Here is a 13,420-nt window from a genome sequence, read left to right as displayed (position 1 = left end):
CTCAAGATACTTGCCGCCACGATTAAGGCCAGATGGATCTGTGAACAGGCACATCAGCAATTGAAGGAAGAGCTCGGTCTCGACCACTTCGAAGGCCGATCATGGACTGGATTACATAGACACGCCTTGATGACCATGATCGCCTACGCCTTTCTCCAAGCCCGCCGCCTCAAAGCTGCGGGACGGAAAAAAGAGTCGGCGGCCCACCGCCACAACCGAGCATGCCAGCGATTAGACAAGCCATTCTCGACCTCTTCATGCGGTCGCCACCCGGCAGATGCCCGCACTGTCAGAAGCTGCTGGCACACGCCCGAGAATCTAAACTGCCAAAGTAGTGCTAGACGGTCGGTTCCCTCGATTGGTCGACAAGCTCGCACGTGTTCAATTGCTCATCTTGGATGACTGGGGAACCCATGCGCTCAGCGATCAGCAGCGGTTGGATCTCCTGGAAATCTTCGAAGAGCGCTACCGCAGGAAATCCACCCTGATCACCGCCCAACTCCCCGTGGCGCAGTGGCACGAAATGATCGGCGAACCGGCTATCGCTGACGCCATCCTCGACCGTATCGTTCATAACTCTCACCGAATTGCTCTCGAAGGCGAAAGCATGAGAAAGCAAAAGCGAACCTTCCTCTTGACCGACGCGCCAAACGTCGAAATCAATAACCCATGACATCAACCAGGCGAACGAAAGTCGATCCCGCAAGACTGTCCGCGATTTATTGAAACAACTGTCCGGGATTTACCGGAATCGATGTCCCGTTAATCCGAAATCCGCATATTGGGGGCCGCCGTGGTCGCTGTCGGTCGTCTTCTTGTAACGTCGTTTCTGCAAAGCTTTCAGTCCATTATCCCGCATCAGGCGCGCCACGCGATGACGCCCCACCTGAATTCCGTCTTCCTGAAGCTCAACCGTCATGCGCGGGCTGGCATAGGTTTCGTGCGACGTGGAAAATTGTGAGCGGATATGCGCCAGCAGAACCATGTCGTCCTTCTGCCGCCGACTGAGCGTGCGACCCTTCCAAGCGTAATAGCCGCTCACACTCAATCCAAACAAAGCGCAACTGCGATGAACGGGTATCGAAACCTTCTCCGTATCGATAACCCGAAACATCACCTCGTGGTCTCCTTCGCGAAGAAGGCGGCTGCTTTCTTTAATAAATCGCGCTCCTGGCGCAAAATCTCGTTTTCCTTGCGTAGCCGCGCCAGCTCCCGGCTCGTATCCGAATGCGGTCCCGATAAAAGCGCCGCTTCTCGGTGTTGTGTCAGCCAGCATGTCAGCGTCGATTTTCCGATTCCCAGATCTTCGGCAATCTTCCCAACGGGGCGGCAACTCGTCTCAACAAGACGCACTGTTTCTGCACGGAACTCCGGCGTCACGCCCGCATGGCGGCCACGACCGCCCAATGTCTTCTTCTCTTCTTTAATGGATCAAACTCCTATCAAATTTGAGGAGTTCGCCCTCCACTTTTTCCGGGCAAGTCCAAAGGTCGTTCTTCTCGCCATAGGCCGCGCCAGTCTTTAAGCCGATCTCCAGCTCCATCAGCTTTTCGGCCGCAAAGCCAATCATCTCCCGCAGCAAATCCGCGTCGGCGCTCTTCTCAACGAGTGAACGAGGGTCCATCATGTCTTTGGTCATCGGTGGTCTTTCCATCATGTTGTGCTTGAACAACCCAACCCTACCGGCAAATCCCGATGACCACCCTTATTTAGCTACACCATCTCCCGGGACACGATCTCGCCCGCGCGTATTCTGAGGGACCTTTGTTCTGGATGGACCCTCAACAGAGTGGTTTGTCAAAATCGACGCTCATATCAACTCGCCCGTTGGCGTCGTAGGAAAACCGGCCAAATTCCCGGTAACCGCAATGCTCCCAGAACCGCAAGGTCGACGCGGCGAGCGCGTCGGCGTGAAGATAGGATATTTGGTAGCCGAGTTTCAAAGCGGTCTCTTCCAGTCGGGTGACAATCCTTGTGCCCAGCCCCTTTCCCCGCATGCACGGCGCGAGATAGACGCGGACGAGCTGGCACACAGCAGCGTGTTGATCGTATCGCGGACCGAGGCGGGCGACCGTGCCAGGTTTTCGGGAGAAGCCATGGAGCCCGCCTGTAGCGATCATGTTGCCGGAAGCGTTGTAAACCACGCAAAATGCGCCACGGCTGGCCTCGGCATACCAGTTTCCGTCGCCGGTCTGCAGCAGGGCATCAAGATCTGCGTGCCACTGCGCATGGTAATCGATGGCATAGGTCTGCCGGATCATCTCCAGACAGAAATCCCGTGCTTCGCGATTAATACACCGCTCCTGACTGCCATCAAGAAACTGGAGTTCAAATTGTTCGTTGTCCGACGTCATCAATGAAGGTTCGTCCTCAAGCCTGTCGAAGGCGTTCGCTCACGGGGCGTTATTCCTGCGGGCAAGGATTTCCAGCATGCGTTTGCGGGCTGCGACGGGCAAATCGGCGGGCAGGTCTGCTTCTGTAGCGCCCCTGTTCCCGACCTGGATGAGCATGGCCATGCCCATCGTGTAATGGGGTGAGCATTTGATGCCCCAGATCCCCTCTGCCGTCAGCGTCACCTCGATCTCCTCATTGATTTTGCCAGTGAACTTCTTGCCATCGCCCGGGATCATCCCGGCAATGGTCGCGGCATTGTGGCCGGGATCGGCGGCAATGAACCTGACCGTGTCACCGGGCTTGATAACCAGATATTCCGGTTCGAAGGGCATCGGTCCCGTGTCGTTGCGGTTCAGCATCTTGACATCGAATGTCTCGGCCATGGCCGGCACGGTCATCAGGCAAAGCAGGAGAAGGCTGCGCAGCAGCATGGTTCATGTCCTTTCAGGTGAGACTGCGAAAAGAGAAGAGGGGCCTTCCGCCGGCCGGATCGGGAATACGCATCGCCTCGACAGCAAAAATCTCGCCGATGATTTCAGGCGTCAGCACTTCCAGCGGAGGACCAAGCGCGATGCAGCGCCCGTTTTTCATCGCCAGAATACGATCGCAGCGCAAAGCGTGGTGCATGTCATGCAAGGCGATGACGATAGTTGCCGGCAATCGTTCGACCAGATCGAGAATGGCGATCTGGTGATGGATATCGAGGTGGTTCGTAGGCTCGTCCAGCAAAAGGATCGGGGTCGCCTGCGCCAGTGCCCGGGCGATCTGCACGCGCTGGCGCTCGCCGCCCGAAAGTGAAGACCAGTCGCGGCATACCATCGTCTGCATGCCGACAACGCCGAGGGCCTGCGCAACGGCCTCGTCATCCTCCGGGCCCCAGGGGCGTAGAGCGCTGAGCCAGGGGGTACGCCCCAGCTCCACGGCGTCGCGTACCGTGATGCGTTCACCGGTATCCGCTTGCTGGGCCACGAAAGCTATGTGCCGCGCGATCTTGCGACGACGCATATGCGCCATGGAATGGCCGCAAATGTTGATCTCGCCACGGCTTGGCCGCACCAGCCCGGCAATCATATTTAGCAATGTCGATTTCCCGGATCCGTTCGGTCCGATCAGCCCAAGTGTTTCTCCGGGTTTCAGGGACAGGTCGATGTCCGAGACGATTATTTTACCGTTGACCGTGCGACTGACGCCCGTGAGGTCCAGAACCGAGGTGCTGGTCATTGCTTCCTGCCCCGTATCATGATGACGGCGAAAGCTGGTGCGCCGACCAGTGCGGTGACGACGCCGATAGGCAGGACCTGTCCCGGAAGCGCGATACGCGAAACCACATCGGAAACGACGAGAAAAACCGCTCCGGCCAACGCCGTTGCGGGCACAAGCCGGCTGTGACGCGAGCCGACCAGAATGCGCATGGCGTGCGGCACGACAAGGCCGACGAAGCCGATCGCACCTGCAAGCGATACCATGATCGCCGTGATCAGCGTTGCCGTTCCGATGAGAACGATCTGCGTGCGGTGCACGTCGACGCCGATGGACGCGGCGCTATCCGCGCCGAACGTGAAGGCATCCAGTGACCGCACATGCCATAGAGAAAGGCCAAGGCCCAGCCCGGCCATCGGCAGGGCCAGCCATGTGTCCGGCCAGCGAATGCCCGAAAGGTTACCCAGCAACCAGAACATGATGCCGCGCGCCTGTTCGGCGCTGGCGGATTGCGCAATGATCAATGCGGTCAACGCGTTGAACATCTGTGAGCCGGCAATGCCGGCCAGGATGATGACGCCAGCCCCGCGCGCACCGGTGCTGCCGCCAGCCGCATGGGCAAGCAACGCCACCAGCGCAAATGCTGTCAACCCGCCCGCAAAGGCGCCGGCCGACATGCTGACGATCCCCGCACCGATGCCGGCCACGGACACCGAGACGGCGCCTGCGGAAGCGCCGGCCGAAATGCCGAGCAGATAGGGTTCCGCCAGTGGATTGCGCAACAGCGCCTGCAAAATCAGACCGGACAGGGCGAGGCTGGCCCCGCCACAGGCCGAAACAATGGCGCGTGCCAGCCGGTAGTTCCATATGACGCTCATGTCGATGGCATCGACTTCAGCATGCGAAAGGCCTAACTTGACCGAGAGGACATCGATGACCGTGGCAAACGGAATACGTGTTTCTCCGATGGCGGTGCCAAACATCAGCGCCGCGGCCAGAACAACGGGAGATAGCCAGAACCATCTCATATGACGGGCCGCGATACCGTTTCTCACTTGGTCAACCCGAAACCGGCCAGTGCGCCGGACAGCTTTTCAAGTGCGAAGATGGCGCGCACGGAAGGGTCCATTGCGTTCGCTTCAAGTGTCAGAATGCGATCTTTCTTGACCGCTTCCATCTCCTTGGCCAGCGGATCGCTGGTCAGATATTCGCGCTTGACCGCGATGTCGTCGGCGGGGAAGCGGCGACGGTTCATCTCGGCAGTCACGATGAAGGTGGGCTTTGCCTTGGCGATGGTTTCCCAGCCCACCGTCGGCCATTCTTCCTGCGAGGTGACGATGTTCTTCACGCCCAGTTTCGAAAGCATCCAGCCCGGTACGCCGTTTGCGCCGGCAACATAGGGATCGATCTCGATGTCTGCCGAGGAATACCAGAAGACGCCGGAAACATCGGCGGGAAGGTTGAGCGCCTTGGCCTTGGCGACGGCGGCCTCTTCCTTTGCCATCAGATCAGTGATCAGCTTGTCGCCGCGTTCCGTCACGTCGAAGATCAGGGCCAGTTCCGAAATACCCTGATAGAGCAGTGCGGTGTCGAACAGCTTGGTCCGCGCGCCATCCATGCTCTGCGTGTTGTCCTTGCCGACGCATTCGGTCGGCATGATCCAGCTTGCGATCTTGGCATCGTCGAACATCTGGCGTGTACCGACCGCGCCCTGAGGACCGATCATCCATTCATAGGGGGTAACGACCAATTCCGGCTTCTTCGCAACGACGCTTTCAAAACTGGGTGCATTGTCGGCCAGGCGCTCAACCGTCTTGTCGATCTCGGCCAGTTCCGGCAGGACAGGATTGATCCAGAGCGCGGTGCCCTTCACCTTCTCGCCAAGGCCGAGCATATAGAGAATTTCGGTCGTGCTCTGGCCAACGCTGACAACGCTTTCAGGCGCTTTCGCAATGTTGATTTCGTGGCCGCAGCTCGTCAGCTTGAGCGGATACTCCGTTCCCGCAAAAGCCATGGGTGCAAGGCTCAGGGTGGCGGCGATCGCCACTGTCAGTCTCAACATAATGTTTCCTTCCGCTCCATTATGGTCGAACGGGCGAAAGGCGGGTTGATGCTGGCATGGGTGCCGGCAACAGTCCCCACTCGAGCCGACCCGCTCGGTTGGTAAATCTGCGTCGGCAGGTCTCCTGACTGACGGGTCGTCGCTTCCTCGACCTTCCCGAACGTGAGTTCAGTGGTATCTTCGAGTTCAGCTCGCCGCCTACAGTTGCGGGGGCAGTTCCGGTTGGCTGCTGGAGCAGCTACGGATTCCCTATTAGTTCCTTTCGGAAACCGACACCCAGTCCGTAGCTTTTTAAAACGGATACTGCAACCGCTGCTCGCCTCATTTTTCCATTGCATACGGCAGGTAGGTCAAACGGATATGAGCCGATGTGGCCATGGCCATAGGGAGGGAGCGTTGATCGTATCGCAACACAGGCGGTTATTTTTTTTGGAACGGGTTTCGCGGAGAAGCGGATTAAAACGGGGACGCGTTGTGGGCTTTTGAAGCTCAAGACCGCGGCTGCGTCCCCGCGACGGAAACCGTGAATCATACCCAGTTTCATTAAGGGGCCGTCAGCCCGGGCAGCTTGTCGTGCAAGCGCTGCACCCTCGTTCATCCGGCCTTGTACCCGGGCGCATTTGCGCTGTCCGGAGCCTTATCCGGCCATGTTTGGTGAAAGTTTATCGCGAACGACCGGTTTCATGGATTGATTTTTCTTCCCGTCGCTTGCGTTCTGTGATTTTTATGATGCTGAAATAGAATTCATGGCAATCATTAATTCGAAAAAGACATGATTGAAGACACGGAAAAACATGGACCGCACATGCGTCCCTCCGGCCTGAAGGCTCTTGAGGACAGGCTGGCGCATGAACTGCTCCTCCTTGAGCGTCCGGCCAGGCCATGGGTGCCGCCAACCGAGATCGACGGAAACCGTGTTCTGGATGTCGCCGTGATCGGCGCGGGGCTTTGTGGTCTTACCGCACTGGCGGCGCTGCTTTTCGCCGGCATTGATAATGTAAGGGCGTTCGACAGGGCGCCTGCAGGCCGCGAAGGTCCGTGGGTGACGTCTGCGCGCATGGAAACGCTGCGCACCCGCAAGGAGCTTGCCGGCCCGGCGCTCGGGGTTCCCGCGCTGACCTATCGCGCGTGGTTCGAGGCGCAGTTTGGCGCGCAGGCTTACGAGGACATGGTGCTCATTCCGCGTGAAAGCTGGATGGATTACATGGTCTGGTACAGGCGGGTTCTGTCGCTGCCGGTGGTCAACGATACCGCGCTTGTAAAACTCACGCTGCGCTCCGACGGGTTGCTGGAACTCGATCTCGACGGGCCTGCCGGGTACAGCCGTGTTCTGGCGCGACGCGTGATCCTTGCGACCGGTCTGGATGGTCTGGGAGCTCCGAGGCTGCCGGATGTCGCCGCGACGGTGCCGTCCCGCTACGTGCGCCACAGCGGCGATGTGTTCGATGTATCCGATTTCCGGGGCAAGCGCGTTGCGGTGGTCGGCGCCGGTGCGTCCGCAATGGACAACGCGGCGGCGGCGCTTGAAGCAGGGGCGGCCCGCGTTGATCTTTTCATTCGCCGAAAGGACATTCCCCGCGTCGAGAAATTTGGCGGCGTTGCCGGTCTTGGCATGACCCACGGTTTCATCGGCTTGCCGGATGAAGATCGCTGGACTTTCATGGCTGAAGCGGAGCGCACGCAAATTCCGCCGCCGCGTCACAGCGTTCTGCGGGTTTCGCGCCACGAAAATGCGTTCTTCCATCTCGGGAGCCCGATTGAGGCGCTGACCGAGACGGTTAACGCCGTGGAGATTTCGACGCCGAAGGGGCGTTATACGTCGGATGTCATCATCTTCGCTACGGGCTTTGATGTCGACTTCGCGCGGCGCCCGGAATTCTCCGCCCTTCAGGGGCGCATTCTCTTGTGGCGCGATGCCTATCAGCCGCCCGCCGATAACCGCAATGATGCGCTCGCCAGCTATCCCTATCTCGGGCCTTCGTTCGAGTTCATGCCCAAGCCCGGCCTTGGCGCGGCGGAGGCAGAAACGATCTCGCGCATTTACTGCTTCGCTTACCCTGCGGTTCCCTCGCACGGGAAGATCACCAGCGGGATTCCGGCCGTCAGTTTTGGCGCTGAAAGGTTGGCGGAAGGTATCTCGCGTTCGCTGTTCGTCGAGGACCGGTATCGCCATATCGAAGCCTTCATGAGCTACGACGGCTCGGAAATCCTGGGCGACGAATGGTGCGATGCGGATGCGCAACAGAACGGACAGGAGATTGCCAATGGCTGAGCAGGCTGCGAAACTTGAAATATTCTACGGGATATCGTCGCCCTGGGCCTATTTCGGCGCGCCGCGCGCGGTGGAGATCGCCAGGGCCAACGGGGCCGAGATCGTCTTGCGTCCCATTCGCATCATCGAAGCCAATGGCGGCATCCCATTGCGAAAGCGCCCGGATGCGCGCCAGCGTTACCATGCCGTGGAGCTTGATCGCTGGCGTCGTCATCTCAACATGCCGCTGAACCTGACGCCAAAATTCTATCCCTGCGCCACCATCGAACGCGCTGCGCAAGCCGTGATTGCCGCGCAAAAAGCTGGCCTCGATGCCATCAGTCTTTCCTTTGCGATCCAGAGGGGGTTGTGGGCCGAGGAACTCGACATCGCCAACCTGGATACGCTGCGCGCGATCGCCACCGAAACCATCGGTCCCCAAGGGGCGGCGCTGGTGCGAGACCCCCAGCCCGATGACATTGTTGCCGAATGGCACGGCAATCTTGCGGAAGCCGAGCGTCTCGGGATCTTCGGAACGCCCACATACGTTGTGGATGGCGAGTTGTTCTGGGGGCAGGACAGGCTGGAATTCGCAGGCCGCGCTCTGGCGGCATCGAAGCAGAAACACACAACATCCGCTGTGAGGACATTCCGATGACCGATGCCGCCAAACTTCACGACGAAGCCATCGTTATCGATGGTTTGCAGACCTGCCAGTGGAGCCGGTCCGTGTTCGAAGATATGCGCAAGGGTGGCCTGACGGCCGTCAATGCTTCCAGCCTGATCTGGGAAAACTTCCGTGAAGGCATCGGCTATATCAGCGAGTGGAAACGCTTCCTGCGCGAGAACGACGATCTCATCCGCCCGGTCCGCACGGTTGCCGATATTCACGCGGCGAAGGCCGAGAACAAGACCGGCATCATCATCGGCTGGCAGAACACGTCGCCGCTCGAAGACAAGCTGGATTATGTCGAGATCTTCAAGGATCTGGGCGTCGGCATCATGCAGTTGACCTACAATACCCAGAACTATTCCGGCGCGGGTTACCTGGAGGAAAATGATAGCGGACTGACCGGCTTCGGCCGCGAAGTGGTTGCGGAAATGAACCGCGTCGGCGTGTTGTGCGATCTCAGCCATGTGGGCGACAAGACGACCGCGGATGTCATCGACAGGTCAAAATCGCCAGTCTGCATTTCCCATGTTCTGCCGCGCGCTTTGCGCGATGTAAAGCGCAACAAGCCGGATGAACTTTTCAAGGCATGTGCCGAAAAGGGTGGCCTCATCGGCGTCAGCCTTTTCGCGCCCGGTCTTGCCGCCGGTAACGATGCGACGGTAGACGATTACCTCGATGCCATGGCTTATGTCATCGATCTGGTCGGTGAGGATCATGTCGGCATCGGGACGGATTTTTCGCAGGAGCGTCCGCGCCCCGGCCCGTGGCAGATCTGGGCCAACCGCGACAAGGGCACGGCCCGCACGCTGACCGAGTTTGCAACCGTCAAGATTTCAAAGCCGAAGGGTATCGAGCGTATCGGCGAAGTGCCGAACGTCACCGAACGAATGCTGGCGCGCGGCTGGAGCGAGGCGCTCGTTCTCAAGCTTCTCGGGCAGAACTGGCTGCGCGTACTCGACGCCGCCTGGCGGCCCGCAAACTGATCATGCAACACCAAACGGAGGCAATCGAAATGAAAAATGCTATAAAAGGCCGCAAGGCCGCGACCTTCGCCGGCATCGTAGCCGCCGGCATTGCATTCCTTTCCGGCACTGTCTTCGCACAGGACGCGACGAAGGGGACCGTCAACGTTGTCGGTTTCTCCGGTGTGTTTGCCGATAACTACCAGAAGTTCATCATCGATGCCTTCAAGGCAAAATATCCAGGCATCGAGGTGACCTACCAGCAGAGCAAGAACTCGGCGGAAACGCTGGCATTGCTGACGCTACAGCGCGCCGATCCGAAGGTCGATGTCGCGCTGATCGACGTTTCGGTGGCAATCAAGGCCAACAAGGAAGAGCTGTTCACCAAGCTCGACGCTGCCAAGGTGCCGAATCTTGCCGATCAGCCGGAATGGGCACGTATCGATGGCGACCGTTCCGTTGCATTTTCGCAGGATAACCTCGCCATTCTCTATAACACCGACAAGGTGAAGACCCCGCCCACGAGCTGGGCCGACCTTGTCGATCCACAGTACAAGGGCAAGATTGCCGCCAAGCTTTCCGATACGCGCGGCGTTATTCTGCTGCCGATCCTGACCCGGTTGAAGGGCGGCGACTACAAGAACTCCGTCGATCCGGGCATCGAATTCCTCAAGCAGATCGCACCGAGCGTTTCCACGTTCGAACCGGCGCCGGATTGCTATGCCGTCGTGCAGAGCGGCGAGGTCGACCTTTCCATTTGCTGGAACGGTCGCGCGCAGTACCTGCATGACACGCAGGGCGGCAAGATCGGTGTGGCTCTGCCCAAGGAAGGCTCCATCGGCCAGACCAACACCATCGGCCTTGTCGAAGGCTCGAAGAACAAGGAAGCGGCTGAGTTGTTCGTGAACTACGCGCTTAGCGCGGAAGCTCAGGCGACCTTCGCCGAAAAGAGCTTCTACGGCCCGGTCAATACCAAGGTTTCGCTGACTGAGCCGGTAGCCGCCCGCATCTACGGCACCAAGGAAGCGCAGGCCGCGCAGTCCTCGCTGGACTGGAACTTCGTGGCGGACAAGTATTCGGCATGGATTCAGCGGATCAACCGCGAGGTTATCGCGGCGAACTGAGAAAAGAGGCAGAGGACGCCATGGCCGATCACCACCTCGAGATCGATAATCTCGTGAAGACCTATCCGGGCGCCCTCAAGCCCTCTGTCGACCGCGTCAGCCTTTCCCTGCCACGCGGGGAAATGCTGGCGTTGCTCGGCCCTTCTGGCTGCGGCAAGACGACGATCCTGCGCATGATTGCGGGTCTTATTCCCGTGACAGCGGGTGAAATTCGTCTCGATGGCCGTGGCATATCGGCAATACCGGTTCACAAGCGCAACATGGGCATGGTCTTTCAGGCCTATGCCCTGTTTCCGCATATGACGGTTGCCGAAAACATAGGCTTCGGGCTGGAAATGCGGGGTGTCGGCAAGGCGGAGAGAACCGAACGCGTGCTGAAAGCACTCGATCTCGTCAAGCTCTCCGGTTATGGCGAGCGCCGCGTTTCGCAGCTTTCCGGCGGCCAGCAGCAGCGCGCCGCGATTGCCCGGTCGCTGGTCATCGAACCCGCTCTCCTGTTGTTCGACGAGCCGCTGTCCAATCTCGACGCCAAGCTGCGTGACGAGATGCGCGATGAAATTCGCGACATCCAGAACCGGACCGGCGTGACCAGCATTTTCGTGACGCATGATCAGGATGAAGCCCTCTCGATGGCTGACAGGCTGGCGGTCATGTCCGAGGGACGGCTGGAACAGATCGGCACGCCGCGGCAAATTTTTGACCGGCCGAGAACCGATTTCGTTGCGTCCTTCATTGGCGCCGGGTCATTTCTGACGGGCACGGTTGTCGCGCCGGGCCGCGCGGACGTGCCCGGGCTTGGCATCCTGCATTTTACAGGTGACGTGCCTGCGGGCGGCAAGGCACGATTCCTCGTCCGGCCGCATCGCTTTGTGCTGGGTGAAGGCGTCAACGCCTTTTCAGGTGTCGTCGAGCATGTGGTCTATCGCGGCCAGATACTGACGATTGCCGTGCGTGCGGGCGATCATCGTCTTCAGGCCGACCTGCCCACCCATGCCGCAACCCTTCCGGCGAAGGGGGACCGCGTAACGCTTTCCGTCGCGCCCGATGACGTGACGCTGGTCGGGGAGGCCGCGTGATGGCGGCGGTACGCCATTCCTCCAGCGACGGATCGTCCCATCGGGGCATGCTGCTCCTGCTGCTTTTGCCGGGGCTTCTGGCGCTGTTGACGACATTTCTCCTGCCGTTGATCTGGCTGGTTCGAGCGTCCTTCGCCTCGTCCGCCGTCGCGGCGCTGAAGGGTGGCGACTGGACGCTCGAATCCTATCGCACGGTACTGTACGACCCGTTTTACTGGAAGGTTGCCTGGAACACGCTTTATCTCGGCGTCAATGTCGCGATCTTTGCCGTGGCGCTGTCCTATCCCATTGCTCTTTTTCTCGCTCGCACGAAAAGCCGCTGGCGCGGTGTGCTGACGGCGCTGGCCGTTGCGCCTCTGCTCACGTCTTCGGTTGTGCGGACCTATGGCTGGATGGTCATTCTGGGCGATAGGGGCGTGATCAATGCCGCTCTTCAGTCGTCCGGACTGACGGATGGCGTTATCCGCCTGACGAACAACTATTTCGGCGCAACGGTGGCGCTGGTTGAAATTCTGATGCCCTACGCCATTCTGGCCATGTTGAGTGGCTTTGGCCGGCTGAACACACAGTTCGAGGAAGCAGCGGCCCTGCTTGGCGCCAATCGTTTCCGCGTTTTCACGCGCATTATCCTGCCGCTTTCGCTGCCGGGCGTGCTGACCGCGGCCCTTCTTGTTTTCGTTCTGGCGATTTCTTCCTTTGTCACGCCGCGCCTGATGGGCGGCGGGCGCGTGTTCGTGATCGGCACGGAGGTCTACAACGAAGCGACGGTAACGTTGAACTGGCCGCTGGCCGCCGCACTTTCGGTGCTGCTGCTGGTGTTGTTCGGCAGCGTGATCCTGATTTACCAGCGCGCCATGCGCGCGCTTGAAACGTGAGGCCGCCCATGGATGCGAAACTCGCCCGCTTCGCCTTCGCGCTGCTGATCACATTGCTCTACCTGTTCCTGCTGGCGCCGATTATCGTCGTGCTCGTCATTTCCTTCGATACGCGGCAATACCTTGCCTTTCCTCCGGAAAGCCTGTCTTTCGGTTCCTACGCCAAGGTTTTTGCCAATGTGAAGTTCATTTCAGCCTTCTGGCGCAGCTTGGGTATCGGCCTGTTCGTGGGCCTCGTTTCGATCTTTGCCGGTCTGCTTCTGTCGCTTGCGCTCTCGCGTCACGATTTTCGTGGCAAGGGCGCGATCAATTTCCTGATCCTCGCGCCCTTTCTCGTGCCGCATATCGTGCTAGCCGTCGGTGTCATGCTGGTGCTCGGTCCGCTTGGGCTTCTCGATAGCTATTCGGGCATTTTCCTTGCGCATCTGGGCATTACCACACCCTATACGGTGCGGACGATTACCATGAGCCTGATGGCGGTGGACCGCCGTATCGAGGAGGCGGCCCGTGTCCATGGCGCTTCGCCCGCGATGGTGCTGTGGCGCATCACGCTACCGCTGGTTCGGCCCGGCCTCATTGCCGGCGCGGTGATCGCCTTCCTGATCTCCTTCGATGAAGCGACCATTTCTCTGTTCATCGTTTCGGTCAAATCCTCGACGCTGCCGACGGAAATCTACCACTATCTCGAATATTCGACCGATCCGCAGATCGCTGCGCTTTCGGTGATCCTCATCCTGATTTCCGTGGGTGTCGTGGTGGTCGTGGAGCGGCTGATTGGCCTGCGCAAGGCATTGTGAGGGGCG

General features: G+C 59.5%; 12 protein-coding genes, 4 pseudogenes and 1 riboswitch. Of the genes and pseudogenes, 9 read left to right on the top strand and 7 right to left on the bottom strand.

Annotated features, from left to right (window positions below; genetic code table 11):
• Window positions 1-402 (top strand): annotated as a pseudogene (locus GGQ66_RS23165) (hypothetical protein); the annotation flags it as partial.
• Window positions 341-673: pseudogene (locus GGQ66_RS19505) on the top strand (ATP-binding protein); the annotation flags it as partial. The pseudogenes GGQ66_RS23165 and GGQ66_RS19505, both read left to right, overlap by 62 nt.
• A 99-nt stretch (window positions 674-772) precedes the next feature.
• Here the strand turns inward: GGQ66_RS19505 and GGQ66_RS23160 are convergent.
• The 7 genes and pseudogenes from GGQ66_RS23160 to GGQ66_RS19465 form a co-directional block, all read right to left on the bottom strand.
• Window positions 773-1,407, bottom strand: a pseudogene (locus GGQ66_RS23160) (IS3 family transposase); the annotation flags it as partial.
• 88 nt (window positions 1,408-1,495) lie between these two features.
• Window positions 1,496-1,639, bottom strand: a pseudogene (locus GGQ66_RS19490) (IS256 family transposase); the annotation flags it as partial.
• Between the two features lie 142 nt (window positions 1,640-1,781).
• Window positions 1,782-2,354, bottom strand: a complete 573-nt coding sequence (locus GGQ66_RS19485; RefSeq protein ID WP_183794771.1) for a GNAT family N-acetyltransferase — start codon at window positions 2,352-2,354, stop codon at window positions 1,782-1,784.
• A 39-nt stretch (window positions 2,355-2,393) separates the two neighbouring features.
• Window positions 2,394-2,825 (bottom strand): pseudoazurin, encoded by a 432-nt coding sequence (locus tag GGQ66_RS19480; protein ID WP_183794769.1) that lies wholly within the window; start codon window positions 2,823-2,825, stop codon window positions 2,394-2,396.
• Window positions 2,826-2,838: 13 nt separating this feature from the next.
• A complete protein-coding gene (locus GGQ66_RS19475) occupies window positions 2,839-3,615 on the bottom strand; it encodes an ABC transporter ATP-binding protein (protein WP_183794767.1) in 777 nt (258 codons plus the stop codon).
• Entirely contained in the window at window positions 3,612-4,622 is a 1,011-nt protein-coding gene (locus GGQ66_RS19470; protein ID WP_183794765.1) for a FecCD family ABC transporter permease, read from the bottom strand. The genes GGQ66_RS19475 and GGQ66_RS19470 overlap by 4 nt, the downstream gene beginning before the upstream one ends.
• A 23-nt stretch (window positions 4,623-4,645) precedes the next feature.
• On the bottom strand, window positions 4,646-5,656 hold the full coding sequence (locus tag GGQ66_RS19465; protein ID WP_183794763.1) for an ABC transporter substrate-binding protein: 1,011 nt from the start codon (window positions 5,654-5,656) through the stop codon (window positions 4,646-4,648).
• A gap of 97 nt (window positions 5,657-5,753) precedes the next feature.
• A riboswitch (cobalamin riboswitch) is annotated at window positions 5,754-5,945 on the bottom strand.
• 483 nt (window positions 5,946-6,428) lie between these two features.
• On the opposite strand from GGQ66_RS19465, the gene GGQ66_RS19460 reads away from it, so the two are divergent.
• The 7 genes from GGQ66_RS19460 to GGQ66_RS19430 are packed head-to-tail and all read left to right on the top strand — an operon-like array spanning window position 6,429 to window position 13,414.
• The gene (locus GGQ66_RS19460) at window positions 6,429-7,928 is read left to right on the top strand and encodes an NAD(P)-binding domain-containing protein (RefSeq protein ID WP_237358998.1); all 1,500 of its coding nucleotides are present in this window, start codon (window positions 6,429-6,431) and stop codon (window positions 7,926-7,928) included.
• Window positions 7,921-8,565, top strand: a complete 645-nt coding sequence (locus GGQ66_RS19455) for a 2-hydroxychromene-2-carboxylate isomerase (protein WP_183794761.1) — start codon at window positions 7,921-7,923, stop codon at window positions 8,563-8,565. The genes GGQ66_RS19460 and GGQ66_RS19455 overlap by 8 nt, the downstream gene beginning before the upstream one ends.
• Window positions 8,562-9,563: a dipeptidase gene (locus tag GGQ66_RS19450; RefSeq protein ID WP_183794759.1), complete on the top strand. Its 1,002-nt coding sequence runs from the start codon at window positions 8,562-8,564 to the stop codon at window positions 9,561-9,563. The genes GGQ66_RS19455 and GGQ66_RS19450 overlap by 4 nt, the downstream gene beginning before the upstream one ends.
• Before the next feature lie 29 nt (window positions 9,564-9,592).
• Window positions 9,593-10,666 carry an ABC transporter substrate-binding protein gene (locus GGQ66_RS19445; RefSeq protein WP_183794757.1) on the top strand — a complete coding sequence of 358 codons (1,074 nt, stop codon included), beginning with the start codon at window positions 9,593-9,595 and terminating at the stop codon, window positions 10,664-10,666.
• Between the two features lie 20 nt (window positions 10,667-10,686).
• A complete protein-coding gene (locus GGQ66_RS19440) occupies window positions 10,687-11,742 on the top strand; it encodes an ABC transporter ATP-binding protein (RefSeq protein WP_183794755.1) in 1,056 nt (351 codons plus the stop codon).
• Window positions 11,742-12,617: an ABC transporter permease gene (locus GGQ66_RS19435; RefSeq protein ID WP_183794753.1), complete on the top strand. Its 876-nt coding sequence runs from the start codon at window positions 11,742-11,744 to the stop codon at window positions 12,615-12,617. Before GGQ66_RS19440 ends, GGQ66_RS19435 begins: the two co-directional genes overlap by 1 nt.
• A gap of 8 nt (window positions 12,618-12,625) precedes the next feature.
• Complete coding sequence (locus GGQ66_RS19430; RefSeq protein WP_183794751.1) at window positions 12,626-13,414, top strand: ABC transporter permease; 789 nt, start codon at window positions 12,626-12,628, stop codon at window positions 13,412-13,414.
• The last annotated feature ends 6 nt before the right edge of the window (window positions 13,415-13,420 follow it).

The sequence above is a fragment of the Allorhizobium borbori genome (assembly GCF_014196535.1).
Taxonomy (GTDB): Bacteria; Pseudomonadota; Alphaproteobacteria; order Rhizobiales; family Rhizobiaceae; genus Ectorhizobium; species Ectorhizobium borbori.
Note: the sequence above shows the minus strand (reverse complement) of the source record. Positions and strands in the feature narration are given on the sequence as shown.

Bases quoted from the DNA above. Each gene is read 5' to 3' on its own strand.
- GGQ66_RS19485 (WP_183794771.1), bottom strand. From the start codon at position 2,354: ATGACGTCGGACAACGAACAATTTGAACTCCAGTTTCTTGATGGCAGT.
- GGQ66_RS19440 (WP_183794755.1), top strand. From the start codon at position 10,687: ATGGCCGATCACCACCTCGAGATCGATAATCTCGTGAAGACCTATCCG.
- GGQ66_RS19435 (WP_183794753.1), top strand. From the start codon at position 11,742: ATGGCGGCGGTACGCCATTCCTCCAGCGACGGATCGTCCCATCGGGGC.
- GGQ66_RS19465 (WP_183794763.1), bottom strand. From the start codon at position 5,656: ATGTTGAGACTGACAGTGGCGATCGCCGCCACCCTGAGCCTTGCACCC.
- GGQ66_RS19480 (WP_183794769.1), bottom strand. From the start codon at position 2,825: ATGCTGCTGCGCAGCCTTCTCCTGCTTTGCCTGATGACCGTGCCGGCC.
- GGQ66_RS19460 (WP_237358998.1), top strand. From the start codon at position 6,429: ATGATTGAAGACACGGAAAAACATGGACCGCACATGCGTCCCTCCGGC.
- GGQ66_RS19450 (WP_183794759.1), top strand. From the start codon at position 8,562: ATGACCGATGCCGCCAAACTTCACGACGAAGCCATCGTTATCGATGGT.
- GGQ66_RS19430 (WP_183794751.1), top strand. From the start codon at position 12,626: ATGGATGCGAAACTCGCCCGCTTCGCCTTCGCGCTGCTGATCACATTG.
- GGQ66_RS19470 (WP_183794765.1), bottom strand. From the start codon at position 4,622: ATGAGATGGTTCTGGCTATCTCCCGTTGTTCTGGCCGCGGCGCTGATG.
- GGQ66_RS19455 (WP_183794761.1), top strand. From the start codon at position 7,921: ATGGCTGAGCAGGCTGCGAAACTTGAAATATTCTACGGGATATCGTCG.
- GGQ66_RS19475 (WP_183794767.1), bottom strand. From the start codon at position 3,615: ATGACCAGCACCTCGGTTCTGGACCTCACGGGCGTCAGTCGCACGGTC.
- GGQ66_RS19445 (WP_183794757.1), top strand. From the start codon at position 9,593: ATGAAAAATGCTATAAAAGGCCGCAAGGCCGCGACCTTCGCCGGCATC.